The sequence below is a fragment of the Caballeronia insecticola genome (assembly GCF_000402035.1).
GTDB lineage: Bacteria > Pseudomonadota > Gammaproteobacteria > Burkholderiales > Burkholderiaceae > Caballeronia > Caballeronia insecticola.
In genome coordinates, this window is sequence record NC_021287.1 from 943745 (window position 1) to 960600 (window position 16856).

At 63.0% G+C, this 16856-nt stretch carries 17 protein-coding genes; 6 read left to right on the forward strand and 11 right to left on the reverse strand.

What is annotated here, in order from left to right; translation table 11 throughout:
- Nucleotides 1-3: 3 nt before the first annotated feature.
- The 5 genes from tal to BRPE64_RS04380 all read right to left on the reverse strand — a co-directional run bounded on the left by tal (nucleotide 4) and on the right by BRPE64_RS04380 (nucleotide 5102).
- Nucleotides 4-957, reverse strand: a complete 954-nt coding sequence (tal, locus tag BRPE64_RS04360; protein ID WP_016344807.1) for a transaldolase — start codon at nucleotides 955-957, stop codon at nucleotides 4-6.
- Between the two features lie 245 nt (nucleotides 958-1202).
- Entirely contained in the window at nucleotides 1203-2408 is a 1206-nt protein-coding gene (locus BRPE64_RS04365; protein WP_044041239.1) for a benzoate/H(+) symporter BenE family transporter, read from the reverse strand.
- 20 nt (nucleotides 2409-2428) lie between these two features.
- The gene (locus BRPE64_RS04370) at nucleotides 2429-3604 is read right to left on the reverse strand and encodes a vWA domain-containing protein (protein ID WP_016344810.1); all 1176 of its coding nucleotides are present in this window, start codon (nucleotides 3602-3604) and stop codon (nucleotides 2429-2431) included.
- A 25-nt stretch (nucleotides 3605-3629) separates the two neighbouring features.
- On the reverse strand, nucleotides 3630-4220 hold the full coding sequence (locus tag BRPE64_RS04375) for a GNAT family N-acetyltransferase (protein ID WP_016344811.1): 591 nt from the start codon (nucleotides 4218-4220) through the stop codon (nucleotides 3630-3632).
- A 39-nt stretch (nucleotides 4221-4259) separates the two neighbouring features.
- The gene (locus BRPE64_RS04380; protein WP_044041240.1) at nucleotides 4260-5102 is read right to left on the reverse strand and encodes an AAA family ATPase; all 843 of its coding nucleotides are present in this window, start codon (nucleotides 5100-5102) and stop codon (nucleotides 4260-4262) included.
- 408 nt (nucleotides 5103-5510) lie between these two features.
- Between BRPE64_RS04380 and BRPE64_RS04385 the strand changes: the two genes are divergently transcribed.
- Both BRPE64_RS04385 and BRPE64_RS04390 read left to right on the forward strand, forming a co-directional pair.
- On the forward strand, nucleotides 5511-5876 hold the full coding sequence (locus BRPE64_RS04385; protein WP_014190874.1) for a c-type cytochrome: 366 nt from the start codon (nucleotides 5511-5513) through the stop codon (nucleotides 5874-5876).
- 61 nt (nucleotides 5877-5937) lie between these two features.
- Nucleotides 5938-6318 carry a c-type cytochrome gene (locus BRPE64_RS04390; RefSeq protein ID WP_016344813.1) on the forward strand — a complete coding sequence of 127 codons (381 nt, stop codon included), beginning with the start codon at nucleotides 5938-5940 and terminating at the stop codon, nucleotides 6316-6318.
- A 102-nt stretch (nucleotides 6319-6420) separates the two neighbouring features.
- Here BRPE64_RS04390 and BRPE64_RS04395 read toward each other — a convergent pair whose 3' ends face one another.
- The 3 genes from BRPE64_RS04395 to rsxB all read right to left on the reverse strand — a co-directional run bounded on the left by BRPE64_RS04395 (nucleotide 6421) and on the right by rsxB (nucleotide 8449).
- On the reverse strand, nucleotides 6421-6852 hold the full coding sequence (locus BRPE64_RS04395) for a DUF1841 family protein (protein WP_016344814.1): 432 nt from the start codon (nucleotides 6850-6852) through the stop codon (nucleotides 6421-6423).
- A 76-nt stretch (nucleotides 6853-6928) separates the two neighbouring features.
- Complete coding sequence (gene nth, locus BRPE64_RS04400; RefSeq protein ID WP_016344815.1) at nucleotides 6929-7573, reverse strand: endonuclease III; 645 nt, start codon at nucleotides 7571-7573, stop codon at nucleotides 6929-6931.
- A gap of 24 nt (nucleotides 7574-7597) precedes the next feature.
- The gene (rsxB, locus tag BRPE64_RS04405) at nucleotides 7598-8449 is read right to left on the reverse strand and encodes an electron transport complex subunit RsxB (RefSeq protein ID WP_044041950.1); all 852 of its coding nucleotides are present in this window, start codon (nucleotides 8447-8449) and stop codon (nucleotides 7598-7600) included.
- Nucleotides 8450-8835: 386 nt separating this feature from the next.
- On the opposite strand from rsxB, the gene BRPE64_RS04410 reads away from it, so the two are divergent.
- On the forward strand, nucleotides 8836-9468 hold the full coding sequence (locus tag BRPE64_RS04410) for a TetR/AcrR family transcriptional regulator (protein WP_016344817.1): 633 nt from the start codon (nucleotides 8836-8838) through the stop codon (nucleotides 9466-9468).
- A 118-nt stretch (nucleotides 9469-9586) separates the two neighbouring features.
- On the opposite strand, the gene BRPE64_RS04415 is transcribed toward BRPE64_RS04410, so the two are convergent.
- On the reverse strand, nucleotides 9587-10858 hold the full coding sequence (locus tag BRPE64_RS04415) for a polyhydroxyalkanoate depolymerase (RefSeq protein ID WP_016344818.1): 1272 nt from the start codon (nucleotides 10856-10858) through the stop codon (nucleotides 9587-9589).
- A gap of 374 nt (nucleotides 10859-11232) precedes the next feature.
- Nucleotides 11233-13104, reverse strand: a complete 1872-nt coding sequence (locus BRPE64_RS04420) for a glycoside hydrolase family 15 protein (protein WP_044041241.1) — start codon at nucleotides 13102-13104, stop codon at nucleotides 11233-11235.
- Between the two features lie 450 nt (nucleotides 13105-13554).
- On the opposite strand from BRPE64_RS04420, the gene BRPE64_RS04430 reads away from it, so the two are divergent.
- Complete coding sequence (locus BRPE64_RS04430) at nucleotides 13555-13803, forward strand: hypothetical protein (RefSeq protein WP_016344821.1); 249 nt, start codon at nucleotides 13555-13557, stop codon at nucleotides 13801-13803.
- Nucleotides 13804-13927: 124 nt separating this feature from the next.
- Here BRPE64_RS04430 and BRPE64_RS32235 read toward each other — a convergent pair whose 3' ends face one another.
- Nucleotides 13928-14080 carry a DUF3096 domain-containing protein gene (locus tag BRPE64_RS32235; RefSeq protein WP_016344822.1) on the reverse strand — a complete coding sequence of 51 codons (153 nt, stop codon included), beginning with the start codon at nucleotides 14078-14080 and terminating at the stop codon, nucleotides 13928-13930.
- Between the two features lie 256 nt (nucleotides 14081-14336).
- Between BRPE64_RS32235 and BRPE64_RS04435 the strand changes: the two genes are divergently transcribed.
- The gene (locus tag BRPE64_RS04435; protein WP_016344824.1) at nucleotides 14337-15665 is read left to right on the forward strand and encodes a lactonase family protein; all 1329 of its coding nucleotides are present in this window, start codon (nucleotides 14337-14339) and stop codon (nucleotides 15663-15665) included.
- A 141-nt stretch (nucleotides 15666-15806) separates the two neighbouring features.
- Nucleotides 15807-16856 carry a transporter gene (locus BRPE64_RS04440; protein ID WP_016344826.1) on the forward strand — a complete coding sequence of 350 codons (1050 nt, stop codon included), beginning with the start codon at nucleotides 15807-15809 and terminating at the stop codon, nucleotides 16854-16856.

The following is a 16856-nucleotide window of genomic DNA, read 5'->3' on the forward strand; positions in this document are numbered from 1 at the left end:
CGGTTACTGCAGCGCGGTGATCAGCTTCTCGAGCTTGACTGCATCGGCGGCGAAGGTGCGGATGCCTTCGGCGAGCTTTTCGGTGGCCATGGCGTCGTCGTTGAGCAGGAAGCGGAAAGTCGGCTCGTCGACGGCGATCTTTTCCACGTTCTCGTTCTTCGCCGACTCCGGCGAAAGCTTGCGCTCGACCGTGTCGTTGCTGTCGGCGAGTTTTTGCAGGAGATCGGGACTGATGGTCAGCAAATCGCAACCGGCGAGCTGGGTGATCTGATTCACCGTGCGGAAGCTCGCGCCCATCACTTCGGTCTTGTAGCCGAACTTCTTGTAGTACGCATAGATGCGCCGCACCGACTGCACGCCCGGATCGTTCGCGCCGCCGTTCTTCGCTTCGTCCCATTCGGCCCCGGCGGACTTCTTGTACCAGTCGTAAATGCGGCCGACGAACGGCGAAATGAGTTGCGCGCCGGCTTCCGCGCACGCCACGGCCTGCGCCAGCGAGAACAGCAGCGTCATGTTGCAGTGGATGCCTTCCTTCTGCAGCACTTCGGCGGCGCGGATGCCTTCCCACGTCGAGGCGAGCTTGATCAGCACGCGGTCGCGGCCGATGCCCGCGTTCTCATACAGCTTGATGATGTCGTGCGCCTTGTCGATCGAACCTTTGGTGTCGAACGAGAGGCGTGCGTCGACTTCGGTGGACACGCGGCCCGGAATGATCTTCAGGATTTCGGTGCCGAACGCGACGAGCAGGTTGTCGATGATCTGCGGCAACGGCTTCTTCGCGTGTTCCTTGACGGTCTTTTCGAGCAGCGGCTTGTAGTCGTCCTTCTGGACGGCCTTCAGGATCAGCGACGGATTGGTCGTCGCGTCGCGCGGCTTGAACGCGACGAATTGCTGGAAGTCGCCCGTGTCGGCGACGACGGTCGTGTATTGCTTGAGCTGGTCGAGAGCGGATGTCATGTCGAGTCTCAGGCGCGTGCGCCTTGTCAAATTGCGGTAACCCGCGGATTAGCCATGAATGCGACGCCGTGCGGCTACTTCGCCCGCCCGGCGCGCCCCTGAATGTCAATCCCTCATTCTAGTCCTGCGCGCGCCAAACGCGCTGAGAGCGTGCGCGGATGCCGGGTTTCGACCGCCCGCAATCGCTCGCGTTCCATGCGGCGCGCAGGCGGTGGCATCGGACGGAATCCGCTGTGGAATGCGCGTCAGGTTCGCCGCGCATTCAGGACGAGATGTGTCGCGACGCCCGCGATCAGCCCCCAGAACGCCGGACCGATCGAGAGCAGCGTCAAACCCGAGGCCGTCACCATGAACGTGACCAGCGCGGGTTCGCGCTGGCGTGCGTCCTGCATCGCGTTGGTGAGGCCGCTCATGATCGAGCCGAACAGCGCCAGCGCCGCGACCGAGACGACCAGCGCCTTCGGAAAGGCCGCAAAGAGCGCGGCGATGGTCGCGCCGAAGGTGCCCGCGATCAGATAGAAGATGCCGCACCAGAGCGCCGCGGTGTAGCGTTTGTCGCGGTTTTCATGGGCTTCGCGGCCGGTGCAGATCGCGGCGGTGATGGCGGCGAGATTCACGCCGTGCGAGCCGAACGGCGCGAGCACGAGCGAGGCGATGCCGGTTGCCGAGATGAGCGGGGCGGAGGGCGTCGTGTAGCCGTCGGCGCGCAGCACGGCGATGCCCGGCACATTCTGCGAGGCCATCGCGACGATGAACAGCGGCACGCCAATGCTGATTGCCGCCGACAAAGAAAAGCTCGGCATCGTGAAAACGGGATGCGCGAGCGCCACATGAAAGCGCGAGAAATCGAGCAGGCCGAGCGCGCCCGCGAGCGCGACGCCGGCCACGAGCGTCGCGGGAATCGCATAGCGCGGCGCGAGCCGCTTGGCCAGGAGATACGTGAAGAACATCACGACGACGAGCGCCGTCTGATACTGCGCCGCGCGAAAGATCTCGATACCGATCTCGAACAGAATGCCCGCAAGCAGCGCGGCGGCGATGCCGGCGGGAATGCGCTTCATCAGCGTATCGAACCAGCCGGTCAGGCCGACGGCGCAGAGCAGCAGCGCGCAGACGACGAATGCGCCGATCGCGTCCGCATACGCCACGTTCGGCAACGACGTGACGAGCAGCGCCGCGCCCGGCGTCGACCACGCGACGACGATCGGCGCGCGATAACGCAGCGACAGCCCGATCGTGCAGACCGCCATGCCGATGGACAGCGCCCAGATCCACGAGGAAATCTGCGCATCGGTGAGATGCGCGGCCTGGCCCGCCTGGAACATCAGCACGAGGGAACTGGTGTAGCCGGTCATCATCGCGACGAAGCCGGCGACAATCGTGGAGACGGAGGAATCGGCGAAGGGGCGCAACGGGACGCGCGCAGTCGGCGCGCCGGGAGAGACTTTCATGCTTGAATCGGTGTGGTGAGTTATTTCGACAGGGCGCGCATCGCGGCTTCGAGGCCTGCCAGCGTGAGCGCATACATGCGATTGCCGAGAACGTGGCGAATTGCCGAGATCGACTGGCGGTATTCCCATAGCCGCTCGGGCTCGGGATTGAGCCACGCGTGATGCGGAAACTGGTCCGCGAGACGGCGCAGCCACACGGCGCCCGCCTCGGCGTTGTTGTACTCGACGGAGCCGCCCGGCTGCATCACTTCGTAGGGACTCATGGTGGCGTCGCCGACGAAGATCAGCTTGTAGTCCGGCGTGAACTTGTGCAGCACGTCGAACGTCGGTGTGCGTTCGGCGTGACGGCGGCGGTTGTTCTTCCACAGGTAGTCATACACGCAGTTGTGGAAGTAGTAGAACTCCAGATGCTTGAATTCGGCCTTCGCGGCGGAAAACAGTTCTTCGACGCGCTTGATGTGATCGTCCATCGAGCCGCCGACATCGAGCAGCATCAGCACCTTCACGTTGTTGTGGCGCTCGGGGACCATCTTCAGGTCGAGCCAGCCCGCGTTGGCGGCCGTGCTGCGAATGGTGTCGGGCAGATCGAGTTCCTCGGCCGCGCCTTCACGCGCGAAGCGACGCAAACGCCGCAAAGCGACCTTGATGTTGCGCGTGCCGATTTCGACCTGGTCGTCGTAATCCTTGTATGCGCGCTCGTCCCAGACTTTCACCGCCGTGCGGTTCCCCGACGATTCCCCGCCGATGCGAATGCCTTCCGGGTTGTAGCCGCCATGTCCGAACGGCGACGTGCCGCCGGTGCCGATCCACTTGTTGCCGCCCTCGTGACGTTCCTTCTGCTCGTCCATCAGTTCCTTGAGGCGTTCCATCAGCTTGTCGAGGCCGCCGAGCGCCTCGATGCGCTTCTTCTCCTCGGGCGTGAAGTCGCGCTCGATGCGTTTTTTGAGCCAGTCGAGCGGAACGGAAAACGCTTCGTCGGGAAGCTGCGTCACGCCGCGGAAGTACGCGCCGAACGCGCGATCGAACTTGTCGAAGTACTTCTCGTCCTTCACGAGCGTCATGCGGGCGAGGAAGTAGAACTCGTCGAGCGACGGCGAAATCACCTGCGCCTTCAGTGCTTCGAGCAGGGTCAGATATTCCTTCACCGAAACGGGCAGCTTCGCGTCGCGCAGCGAGTAGAAGAAGTCGATCAGCATGGCGCGCTCTCCATCGTGACGAATTTCAGCGGTCGAGCCGGTGCTTCAGATGCGTGCGCACGGCCGGCCACTCCGATTCGATGATCGAGAACACGACCGTGTCGCGATACGCGCCGTCTTTGCCGATCTGGTGATTGCGCAGAATGCCGTCCTGCTTGGCACCGAGCCGCGCGATGGCCGCACGCGACTGATGGTTCATGAAATGCGTGCGGAACTCCACCGCGATTGCATTCAGCCGCTCGAACGCATGGCCGAGCAGCAGCAGCTTGGCTTCGGTGTTGAGCGCGGTGCGCTGTACGTGCTTCGCGTACCACGTATGGCCGATTTCCAGACGCCGATGCGCCGCCTCGACATTGAAGTAACGCGTCGAGCCGACGACGTCGCCCGTCTTCGGATCGATCACGGCGAACGGATGCGCGCCGAGCCGGTCACGCATGTCGAGGGCCGTCTCGATGTAGGCGCGCGTCGTGCCCGGCGCGGGCACGCTCGTGTACCACAGCTTCCACAGCTCGCCGTCGGCGGCGGCAGCGGCGAGCGCCGCTTCGTGATCGAGGGTGAGCGGGACGAGCTTGATGTGCTCGCCTTCGAGCGTGACGGGTTCGATCCAGCGGCTCATGCGTCGTGTTCCTTTGGTCTCGTGAGTGATGACTATGGCTTAGCGATGATTGCGGTTCATGAACAGCAGCCGCTCGAACAGCGCGACGTCCTGTTCGTTTTTCAGCAGCGCGCCATGCAGCGGCGGCACGATCTGCTTCTGATCCTGCGAGCGCAGCGCTTCGGGCGGAATGTCCTCGGCGAGCAGCAGCTTGAGCCAGTCGAGCAGTTCGGACGTGGACGGCTTCTTCTTCAGCCCCGACACGCCGCGCAGTTCGAAAAAGCTCTGCATGGCGGCGGCGAGCAGGTCCTGCTTGATGCCCGGAAAATGCACCTCGACGATGGCTTTCATCGTCTCCGCTTCGGGGAACTTGATGTAGTGGAAGAAGCAGCGGCGCAAGAAGGCGTCAGGCAATTCCTTTTCGTTGTTCGACGTGATGATCACGAGCGGCCGATGCTTCGCCTTCACGAGCTCGCGCGTCTCGTAGACATAGAACTCCATGCGGTCGAGTTCGCGCAGCAGATCGTTCGGAAATTCGATGTCCGCCTTGTCGATCTCGTCGATCAGCAGCACCGTTTGCTCGTCCGAATCGAACGCCTGCCACAGCACGCCCTTGACGATGTAATTGCGGATATCCTTGACGCGTTCGTCGCCGAGTTGCGAATCGCGCAGGCGCGAAACCGCGTCGTATTCGTAGAGGCCTTGCTGGGCTTTGGTCGTCGACTTGATGTGCCATTGCAGAAGCGGCATGCCGAGCGCGCCCGCTACTTCCTCCGCGAGCATGGTCTTGCCGGTGCCGGGTTCGCCTTTGATGAGCAGCGGCCGTTGCAGCGTCATCGCGGCGTTCACCGCGAGTTTGAGATCGTCGGTTGCGACGTATTGCGATGAGCCTTCGAAACGCATGACGAAGATCCGGTCGGGAAAAAAATCCCAGTATAAGTCAGAAGCCCTTTCGGCATTGAGGCGCGCCGGGTATCGTTTGAGCCGCTCCATCGGCGGCTCGTGGCGCGGGTCGAGCGTCGCTCTTACGTCGTCCGGTGCGTGTGCGCAGGCGGCTTCATCGCTTGTACAGGGACGGATTGTCGCAGGCTGTGCGCGCGCTTTTCAGCCGATTCCCCTTGTCAGCAGGGCTTCGGCGCGGTTCGCGTGTGGACGGGGGGTAGGTCGCGCGGTACAATTAGCGCGATTTTTTTGGCCTGCGTGGCGCCAGACCCTGTAGCAGCAAACAGTCCCGAGAAGCTTGTATTGCGCTCGGCGCGGGCCGCGGCCTTTGGAGCGCCGGATTTCCCCTCAAGCCAGGTTAGAAGAGCTATGAACAATTTCGTCGGCAAATGTGCCGTGATTGCAGCGCTGTCGGGTCTCGCCGGCTTCGCGACCGAGGCGTCGGCCGATGTCGTCGGCAACGCGAAGGCGGCGGAAGGCAAGGTCGCGATGTGCATCGGCTGCCACGGCATCCCCGGCTATCGCACCGCGTACCCCGAGGTCTACGAAGTGCCGATGTTGGGCGGTCAGAACGCGCAGTACATCGCCAATGCGCTGCACGCGTACAAGAAGGGCGATCGTCATTTCGACACGATGCGCGCCATCGCAACGACGCTGTCGGATCAGGACATCGCCGATATCGCCGCGTACTACGCCGCGCAGACTCCCCAATCGAAGAACAATCCCGACAAGTGATCCGCGCGTGAAATGACCGGCGCCGTGCAAACGGCATCCGACAACGCGGACAGGAGAATTCATGAAGCCCTCTCAGGCACTTCAACACAGCTTCAAGACGGCATGCGCGGCAGCGGCGCTCATCGGCATGACGGCGTTCGGCACGGCGCACGCGGCCGACGCGGGCAACGGCAAGGCGCTCTCCGACAGCCACAACTGCGCGGCCTGCCACGGTCCCGGCCTCAACAAACCGGTGAGCGGGGAGTATCCGCGCCTCGCGGGCCAGCACGCCACCTATATCTACTGGGCGCTGCGCCAATATCAGATCGGCGGCAACAATCCGAACTTCGGACGCAACAACGCCATCATGGCGGCGCAGGTGCAGAGCCTGTCGCAAAGCGATCTGAAGGACCTCGCGGCTTACATCGAATCGCTCGACGGCAGTCTCGTGCTGAAGAAGTAGGCGCTGCTTCGGAAGTCCCGGCAGCCGGTCAACACCCCGCTTCGCAAGCGGGGTGTTTTCGTTTGATGGCGCGGATTCGGTTGCTTAGTTGCTAAGCTGCGCTCAGTCGCGCGATGCACGCCGCTCGATGAGCGCGAGATAGGCGTCGGTGTCGGGCGGGGTGCCTGTGCGCTGCGCGTCCCAGATGACTTCCCCGAGGCAGTCCATGATCGCGTGCTGCGCATCGTGCGGCGAGCCCAGACGCGCGACGAGCCGGTCGTGCGCGCGGCGGATGCCCGGCGGTTGATCGATCGACAACTGCTCGCTGATTGCGAGATGCATCGACAGATGCAGAAACGGATTGGTCTGGCCGCGATCCGGCGAATAGTCGGCCTCGCGCGATCCGGCGTCGACAAGCGCGTCGTGATATTCGGGATGCTCGCCGATCCAGTCGGCGGCCATGCTTTCAAGTGGCGTCAGAATTTCGCCGGCGCGCTCCTTACGCCAGGTTTCGGAAAAGAACTGACGCACTTCGTCGCGACTGGGATTAAACATAAGGTATTGATTCGATTGCGGGTTTCTCAATCCGCCATTGTAGACCGCGCAGCCTTCGGGCGCTCGGACCACGGTTTCATTCGACCGGCGCGGGCGTCTTCGGCCGATATTCGCAAAGCGGCTCGATTGCGCAATGCCAGCACTCCGGCACGCGCGCGCGGCACACATAGCGGCCGTGCAGAATCAGCCAGTGATGCGCGTCGCGCAGGAATTCCTTCGGCGTGAACTTCTCCAGCGCCGTTTCGACTGCGCGCACATCCTTGCCGGGCGCGAGGCCCGTGCGATTGGCGACGCGGAAGATGTGCGTATCGACGGCAATCGTCGGATGCCCGAAGGCCGTATTCAGCACGACGTTCGCTGTCTTGCGTCCGACGCCCGGCAGCGCTTCGAGCGCCTCGCGATCGTCGGGCACCTGGCCGTCGTACTGGTCGATCAGCATGCGGCACGTCGCGATCACGTTCTTCGCCTTCGTGCGATACAGCCCGATCGTGCGGATGTAGTCGGACACGCCCGCCTCGCCGAGCGCGAGCACAGCCGCGGGCGTATTGGCGACGGGAAACATCTTGCGCATCGCTTTGTTGACCGAGACGTCGGTGGCTTGTGCCGAGAGCATCACGGCGATCAGCAGTTCGAAGGGCGTGGTGTATTCGAGTTCGGTCTTCGGATGCGGATTCAGGCTTTGCAGCGTTTCGAAAATCGCGTAGCGCTTTTTCGCGTTCATGGGTCGAGGTCCGTTCTCGCGTTCTCACGCGGTTTTGTCGCCATCGACGGGACCGGAAGCCTTTTCGTCCGATAGCCCGAGACGGCGGCGGCGTTCCTCCGCGGCATCGATCTGCGCCTGCACCGCGGCGCTCACGTGCTCCGTGTTCTTCGGCCCCGCGCCGAGCTGCGCCATTTCTTCCTTTTTCCTGCGCGCGCGTTCGAGCGCGGCCTGAATGATCGCGCGTTTTTTGGCGTCCGCGTCTTCGCTCGCGACGGGCATTTGCGGTTCCGCTGCCGCTTGCGCTTTCGTTGGCGTCTCCGCCTGGACCGGCGCCGCACGCGATGCCTGACGCGCATTCGCCCGCGCTTCGGCCGCCGCGCGCTCACGTGCGAGCCGAACCGTGCGGCGGTCGTGACGCGTACGCGCGGCATCGGCTTCGTCCTGGCTCCAGGCGTCCCAGCCGGTGCGCTCGCCGGTGACGGGCAGCATCGCGATGCAGTCGACCGGGCAGGGCGGCACGCACAGATCGCAGCCGGTGCACAGTTGCGCGATGACCGTATGCATCTGTTTCGCCGCGCCGACGATTGCATCGACGGGACACGCCTGCATGCACAGCGTGCAGCCGATACACACGTTCTCGTCGATGACGGCGACGGGCCGTGGACGCTCCACGCCATGTGTCGTATCGAGCGGGATCACGGGCTTGCCGAGGAGCCCCGCGAGCCGCGCGATGCCCTCGGCGCCGCCGGGCGGGCACTGGTTGTAGCTCGCCTCGCCCGCGGCGATGGCTTCGGCATACGGCCGGCAGGCGGGATAGCCGCACTTGGTGCATTGCGTCTGCGGCAGCAGGTCTTCGATGCGCTCTGCGAGCGTCCTGGAAACGGTTGCGGTCACGAGGAATGGCGATGATGCGTGGGGATGGCGCAGCGCCTGCACGAACGGATCGGTGTGATCACGCCGGACGTCCGGATGCGTTTGAACGCTTTCGAACGCTTCGGTGTCCACGACGTCGGCACGCTGCATGTTCGGCGCGCGTCCCGTTTCGACGGGCGCGTGCTCGGCTTTATCCGCCATTATCGCCGAAGTCGGTGAGCGTCGTGACGAATGGCTTTCAATCCCAATTGCCAATGTTCTTCGATGTGCGCATAATCGAAGCGCTTCTCCGTTTGACCGCAGGACCGGTGTTTCCCAATAACCTGGGCAGCGCCCGTTCACGTCATGTACCCCAACGCGGGCCGCGTGACGCTAATCCGGCAACGCGGCTCCCGAATCATGCCACCATGAATCAGCCGAAAATCAAAAGAGATCCTGAAGGCACCCGGCGCCGTATTTTATTAGCCGCCGCGGAGGAATTCGCTGCCGGAGGTCTGTTCGGCGCGCGCGTCGATCAGATCGCGCGCCGGGCGGAGACCAATGAACGCATGCTCTACTACTACTTCGGTAGCAAGGAGCAGTTATTCACTGCCGTGCTTGAACATGCGCTCGCGGCGCTTGTCGAGGCCGAGCGTACGCTCGAACTCGACGGCATCGCGCCCATCGAAGCCATGACGCGTCTCGCCCATTTCGTCTGGGATTACTATCGAGATCATCCGGAACTGCTGCGCCTCATCAACAATGAAAACTTGCACGAGGCGAGATATATCAAAGGATCGAATCGAATACGCGAACTCATTTCGCCGATCGTCGCAACGCTGACGGCCATTCTGGATCGTGGTCAAAAGGCCGGATTGTTTCGCACCGATGTCGATCCGCTCAAGTTCTACGTCACGCTCTCGGGTCTCGGCTATTACATCGTGTCGAATCGCTTCACGCTGGAAGCGAGTTTCGGGCTCGATTTCAGCGAGCCGAACCAGCGCGAGCAGATGGTGCGCATGAACACCGAGTTGCTGCTGGCCTATCTGACGCGCCGTTGAGCGCGTCTTGATAGTCGTTTCGACAGCCCGCGCTGTCTGAAGAAAAAACGTCGCGCTCTTTGCAGGGCGCGACGTTTTATTTTGCAGCGATGGAATCGGTCCCGCGACGCGCGGGCGATTACGCAGGCACGGCTTCCGTCTTCGGCGTCTTGTCGTGTTCGAGGATGAACTCGCGCAGTTGCGGATACACCATCGTGCGCCAGCGGCGTCCCGAGAAGATGCCGTAGTGGCCGGCTTTCTCCGCCGTGAAATGCCGCTGATGCTTCGCCGGAATGCCGGTGCAGAGGTCGTGCGCGGCGCGCGTCTGACCGCTGCCGGAGATGTCGTCGAGTTCGCCTTCGATGGTGAAGAGCGCGGTGTGCTTGATGTCCTGCGGACGCACGAGCTCGCCGTTCACTTCCCACGTGCCTTCCGCGAGCCTAAATTCCTGGAACACGATGCGGATGGTCTCGAGGTAATACTCGGCGGCCATGTCGAGGACAGCGTTGTATTCGTCGTAGAAACGGCGATGCTGCTCGGCGTCGTCATCGTCGCCGCGCAGCAGGTTTTGATAGAAGTCCCAATGGGCCGTGAGATGGCGCTCCGGATTCATCGCGACGAAGCCCGCATGCTGCAGAAAGCCCGGATAAACCTTGCGGCCCACGCCCGGATAATTCGCCGGCACCGTGTAGATGACGTTGTTCTCGAACCACTCGTAGGAATGCTCATTGGCCAGCGAGTTGACCGATGTCGGGCTGCGGCGCGCATCGATCGGGCCGCCCATCATGGTCATGGTGCGCGGGGTGTCTTCGCCGCGGCTCGCCATGAGCGAGATGGCGGCGAGCACCGGCACGGTCGGCTGACATACCGAAATCACGTGCAGGTCTTTCGCGCCGATATGACGGATGAACTCCTGAATGTACTCGACGTAGTCGTCCAGATGGAACGGGCCGTTTTCGATCGGCACCATGCGTGCGTCGAGCCAGTCGGTGATGTACACCTTGTGGTCTTGCAGGAGCGTTTTCACCGTGTCGCGCAGGAGCGTGGAGTGGTGGCCGGAGAGCGGCGCGCACACGAGCACGATCGGTTCGTTCTTGAGCTTTGTGACGGTGGCGCTGTCGTCGGCGAAGCGCTTGAAGCGCAGCAGGCGGCAGAACGGTTTCTCGACCACCGTCTGCTCGACGATCGGAATGTTGTGACCGTCTTTGACGATCTGATGAATGCTGAACTCGGGTTTCTCGTAGTCCTTGCCGAGCCGGTACAGAAGTTCGTACGCGGCGGAGAAACGGCTCGAACCCGGAACATAGGCGAGCGGGCTGGCCGGATTGACGAACGATTTGGAAGCGGCCTGGGCCCACGCTGTGAGGGGAGACAGCATGGCTCGCTGGAATTCGTGAATTTGATACAGCATGGTTGCCCCAGTAACTCCGGTCGAAACCGGTACGCCCGTTGATCCCGGCAAAGCATCCGGTGACGAATCTCAACGGCATTCGATGATCCCCGGCGGCGCGGCGGGCTGTCGCCATGGCGCCGGGGCACTGTCTTTCTGCTAGTTCCTGCTCAATCCGATCTGCCATCCGCACGAGACTCTTGCGCGATAACGACTCTTAGCAACAAAGCTTGAGCCGAGGCAAGATTTTCCGCGCATTAAGCACGCAATTCAATAGATCGGTTAAAACTGCCTTTCCCAAAACGACAATCGGTCGGAAGATATTACGGGTTCCGAATTGTGCAATGCAGCAATGGTACCTCTAAAACATCAATTTCGCCAGGCAAAACAGTGCTTTAAGACTTTCCCGTGGCGGCGTCGATTTCGGCTTGCGCGTCCTCGCTCGGGCCTTCGGAATCCGTCGGCCGGCCGGTCGCCTTCGCCATCTCTTCCTCGTGGCGCATCAGGTTCATCCCTGTGTGCACGAGCGCCACGTGCGTGAACGCCTGCGGAAAATTCCCGACCATGCGCTTCGCGACCGTGTCGTATTCCTCGGCCAGCAGCCCGACATCGTTCGCAAGTCCGACAAGCCGCTCGAACATCCGGTGCGCCTCGTCGATCCGGCCCTGCAATGCCAGGTTGTCGACCAGCCAGAAGCTACATGCGAGAAACGTGCCTTCTCCGGGCGGCAGTCCGTCCGACACTTCGGTGGTGTGATAGCGCTTCACGAGGCCATCGTGCGTCAATCCGGTCTCGATCGCATGTACGGTTCCGGTCACTCGCGGATCGTTTGGCGGCAAAAAGCCGAGCAATGGGATCAGCAGAAGGCTCGCGTCGAGCGCGTCGCTGCCGTATGCCTGGGTGAAGGAATTGAGCTGCGGATTCCAGCTGTTCTTCAGCACTTCGGTGCGAATGCGCGTGCGCATCGCGCGCCAGTGATCGATCGGTCCCGGCAAGTCGAACTTTTCCGCCGATTTGATCGCCCGGTCGTACGCGACCCACGCCATCACCTTCGAGAACGTGAAGTGCTGCCGTCCGCCGCGCACTTCCCAGATGCCTTCGTCGGGCTGCTCCCAGATCGTGTCGAGGTGTTGCAGCATGGCGCACTGGATCGACCAGGCGGTTTCGTCGCTCTGCAGGCCGCCGACGCGCGCGAGATGCAGCGCGTTCATCACTTCGCCGTAGACGTCGAGCTGCAACTGGTCGACCGCGCCGTTGCCGATGCGCACCGGCGCCGCGCCTTCATAGCCCGGCAGCCACGGAATCTCCCATTCGGGCAGGCGTCGTTCGCCCGCGATGCCGTACATGATCTGAATCTGCGAAGGCGACCCGGCCATCACGCGCCCCAGCCACGCGCGCCAGGCGCGGGCTTCGTCGTAATAGCCGCCGCGCATCATCGCAAGCAGCGTGATGGTCGCGTCGCGCAGCCAGCAGTAGCGATAGTCCCAGTTGCGCGTGCCGCCAAGCTGCTCGGGCAGCGACGTCGTCGGCGCGGCAACGATGCCGCCCGTCGGCTCATAGGCGAGCGCCTTGAGCGTGATGAGCGAGCGGCGGATCGCCGGCGCCCAGTGGCCCTTGAGTTCGCTCTGGCCGGACCATTCGCGCCAGTGGTTCTCGGTGCGCGCGAGTTGCGTATGCGGATCGCTCGCGTGCGGCAGCCGCAGATGCGATTGCGAATAGCACAGCGAGAACGGTACGCGCTCGCCCGCGCTGACGTCGAAGCAGGCGGTCGTATGCATGTTCTCGCCGACGAGATCGACAGGCGTGCGCAGCACCGCGAGATCCGGTCCGGCGATGGCGCGAATGCCGCTGTCATCAGGCAGACGGCTGACCCACGGCACCGCCGAGCCGTAGTCGAAACGCAGCACGAGCTCCATCTTCATGCGCACCGTGCCGCGCCGTCCGATCACGATGCGCACGAGTTCCGAATGACCGTTGCGCAGCGGCATGAAGTCGACGATGGTGATCGCGCCTTGCGGCGTTTCGAAATCGGTTTCGAGAACCAGCGTGTCCTCGCGATAGCGGCGCGTGATGACGGGCGCTTCGCCGTCGGGCATCTCGGGCGCGATGAGCCAGCGGCCGTGCTCGGGCGTCCCGAGCAGCGCGGCGAAGCACGCGCCGGAGTCGAAGCGCGGCCAACAGAGCCAGTCGACGGAGCCGTCGCGTGAAATGAGCGCTGCGGTGTGGCCGTCGCCGACCATCGCATAGTCTTCGATCAAAGCTGGCATAAGCGAACATCTTCCTGCTTGCGGCGGCGCGCGCCGGATCTGCACGCGCGCCGCGGGTTAGGCAAAAAATCCGGGACGCGTGACGCCCCGGGCGAAGCGCGGGTCATCCGCATCCCGGCCGAAGCGACGCCGCGCATGCTTTCTGGCCGCATTCTGCCGCAATCGTTCGATATGAGCAGGAAACGTGGCCGGCCGTGATCACACCCGGCGACTTCATACGGTGTCCGCCGACGCAAACGGACGGACTTCGCGCCATTGATAAATCATTCGACTGATGTTTAAATTTAAGCTCCGTGAAAGGCTCAGGCGTCGAAACTCAAAGGTCTTTTGCGGGTCTTTCATGCATGACCTGCGCGTGTTCTTACGCGTCTTTCAAGCCGTCGTGCGCGTGCCGGGCTCGCCATCCTTCCGGCCGATCCATAACGTAGTGTTTTCGAGGAACGGAACCCCATGCTCTATCCGTCGAAAGCCGATTGCATCGCCATTCTTTCCGCCGCAAGCCGCGTCTCCGACGCCGAGCCGCTGCTTGCGCTCGATCACAAGCATCTCGGTCTGTCGCGCAATGCGATGGACACCGCCGCCGCATTCCTCACCGAGCGCGGCTGCTTCAACCGCTATTCCTTCGGCGTGAGCGGCGTCTCGGTCGGCGCGTTGTCGCTGCAAGGGCGTCTGCGTCTGGATCAACTCGCGAACGGTTGAAATCTGGGCGGAATCCGCGAAGCCTCGCCGCCGTTTCGTTTTCGTGACACTTTGCACACGCACGCGGGTCAGTCCGTGTGCGTGTGCGTATCCTTGCGCGAAACGGCGTGCGTAGAAAGCGCGCTCAGAAATGCATCGATCCCATGCCGAACAGGCCGATCAGCCCGATCACGATCAAATAGATCGCGACGATGAAGTTCAGCAGGCGCGGCATGATGAGAATGAGGATCCCGGCGATCAGGGAAACCAGCGGGCCCAGGCTTAAGTGAATGTTCATGGCGGCGACTCCTGTTGTTGGTTCGAATCGTGTCGGTGGGCCTGTCTTGCGTGGTGCATTCGGTGGTGCATTCGGTGATGTATTCGTGGTGTATCTTGGATGCAGCGCGTTCGTCGGGACAGCGTCATGCGTGATACGTCATCGCATGCTTGCATGACTTTGGAGCGGAACTTGCTCCCGCACGTCCTGGCCCGGCGATGCCTGCACGCGCATCGCTTCTGAATAACGAGCAGCACAGAGACGATGAGGAGGTTTCATGCACCTGAGCGATTCCCGCCGCGCCCATGCATTCGCACTCACGCAGGCCACCCCGTTGCAAGACGCGCGCCTGACGTACCCGACGCGTATCAGACCGATCCGCTGGGTGAAAGGCGTCGCGCTGATGCTCTCGCTCGCGGCGGCGCAGGCGTTCGCGCAGACGCCCGCCGCGCCGGACGCCGCCAGCGGTACGGGCGCATCGGCCGCATCGGGCGGGCAAGTCTACGATCTGCTCATCGGCACCTATACGGCGGGTGGCAAAAGCGAAGGCATTTATGTCTATCGTTTCGATACCGGCAATGGCGAACTTTCGCGCATTGCTTCGGCACAGACGGTGAACCCGTCCTATCTCGTCGTGAGCCGCGACCGGAATTACGTGTACGCAGTGAACGAATTGCCCGGCGACAACGGTCCGGCGTCGCAGCGCGGCGGCATCAGCGCTTTTCGCTTCGATCGCGCGAGCGGCCAGTTGAGCTTTCTCAATCGCGTCTCGGCGGATGGCAACGATCCCTGCTATCTCGCGCTTTCGCCCGATGGAAAATACTTGCTGACCGCGAATTATTCCGTCGCGTCGAATCCGGGCGGCAGCTTCGCGGTCTTCCCGATTGCCTCCGACGGCCACGTCGGCACATCCGTGCTGACCGTGCATCATGAAGGCGGCGGCCCGGTGAAAGGGCGGCAGGACAATTCTCACGTGCACTCGACCGTTTTCTCGCCCGACGGCAAGTATCTTTTCGCGCAGGATCTCGGCGTCGACAAGGTGTTCGCGTATCGCTACACGCCCGATCCGTCCGCGAGCAGCCGCGGCCTGTTCGGTCCGACGGAGGCGCGCTATACGCCGATCAAGCCGGGCTCGGGCCCGCGCCATCTGATCTTCGACGAAAGCGGCAAGCACGCGTATCTCACCACCGAGCTGAATGCGTCGGTGCTCGTGTTCGATTATCGCGACGGCCAGCTCACGCCCGTGCAAACCGTGTCGATGATCGCGCCGGGTTTTAGAGGCAAGATCGGCGGCGGCGCGGTGCATCTGTCGCCGGACGGGCGCTTTCTCTATGCAACGAATCGCGGCGACGCCAACGAACTCGTTTCGTTCGCGGTCGATCCGGGAACCGGCCGCCTGAAGTTGCTCAAGCGTTACCCGACGCTCGGCAAGACGCCGCGCGAATTCGCAATCGATCCGAGCGGGCGCTGGCTCGTCGTCGGGAACCAGGAGAGCGACAGCGCCTATTTCTTCCGCCGCGATCCCACGACCGGCGAGCTTGCATCGGATCCGAAACGGCTGTCGATCGGCTCGCCGGTCGACTTCAAGTTCGTATCGCCGTCATAACTCGACGCGCGCGGCGCGCTCCTTCTGCGTCGCCGTGTCGAGTTCTAGTACGATGCGTTTCCGGCGCGCCTGCGCACTCGCGTGCGGCTGAAAGGTGTACTGAGAAATTGAAAGGCAATAGCAGGGAAGGTCAGATTGAACATGATTCAAACATTCGAATCGCGCGAGCGGTCCACCTCGAAGCGCGATGAATCCGCGCCGTCGGGTTTCATCAGCGCGTTTAGCTTCGCCGGCGGCCAGGCGCTGCGGCTTTCGTGGGACGAAGCGCGCACAGCCGTCGCGGGCGACGGCCCGACATGGCTGCATCTTTCGGCCAACGACGACACCGTCGAAGGCTGGCTCGAAGGTGTCACGTCGATGCCCGATGTCGCGCGTGAATTCCTGAACGGCGAAGATAAGCGTCCGCGCTTGCACATCGGCTCGAACTTCATGTACGGCGTCGTCGCGGATCTCGAACTTGTCGCGAAAACGCCCGACGCCGCCGCGCCCGACGCCCGCGAAGCGAACCGCGCAACCGGCGCGCTGCGCTTTTATGTCGACAAGCACCGCATGATCACCGTGCGCGCGCGGCCGCTGCAATCGACCGACCGGCTGCGTCACGCCGTGCTCGAAGGCACGACGTTCCGCGATCCCGTCGACCTGTTCGCCGGCCTGATTGGCGCGCTGAACGACACGTTCGCGAACCGGGTCGACGAAATAGGCGACTGTCTCGACGACGTCGAGGAAAGCGTGCTCGAAGGCGGCCATTCGAAGTGCCGCGCGCTGCTGGGCGGGGCGCGGCGGCGTATCGTCGAGGTGAAGCGGTTCATCGATCCGGAGCGCAACGCGCTGACGCAACTGGTCATGCGCAAGCTCGAATGGGCCGAGCCGCGTTCGATGGAAGCGCTCGTGCAGGCAATTCAGGTATTGAACGGCCTGGGCGCCGGTCTGGAAGGACTCTACGAACGCGCGAAGCTCTTGCAGGATGAAATTGCCGCGGCGCTCTCGGAGGACATCAACCACAAGCTGTTGTGGCTCGCGATCATCTCCGCGTTGCTGCTGCCCGCCACGCTCGTGACGGGCATCTTCGGCATGAACGTGGCGGGTCTGCCGGGCACGCACGATCCGGCTTCGTTCTGGATCGTGATCGGCGTGATGACGGGTTGCGCCGCCATCACGATCTATCTGCTGCGCCGTTTGCGGCTCTGGTAG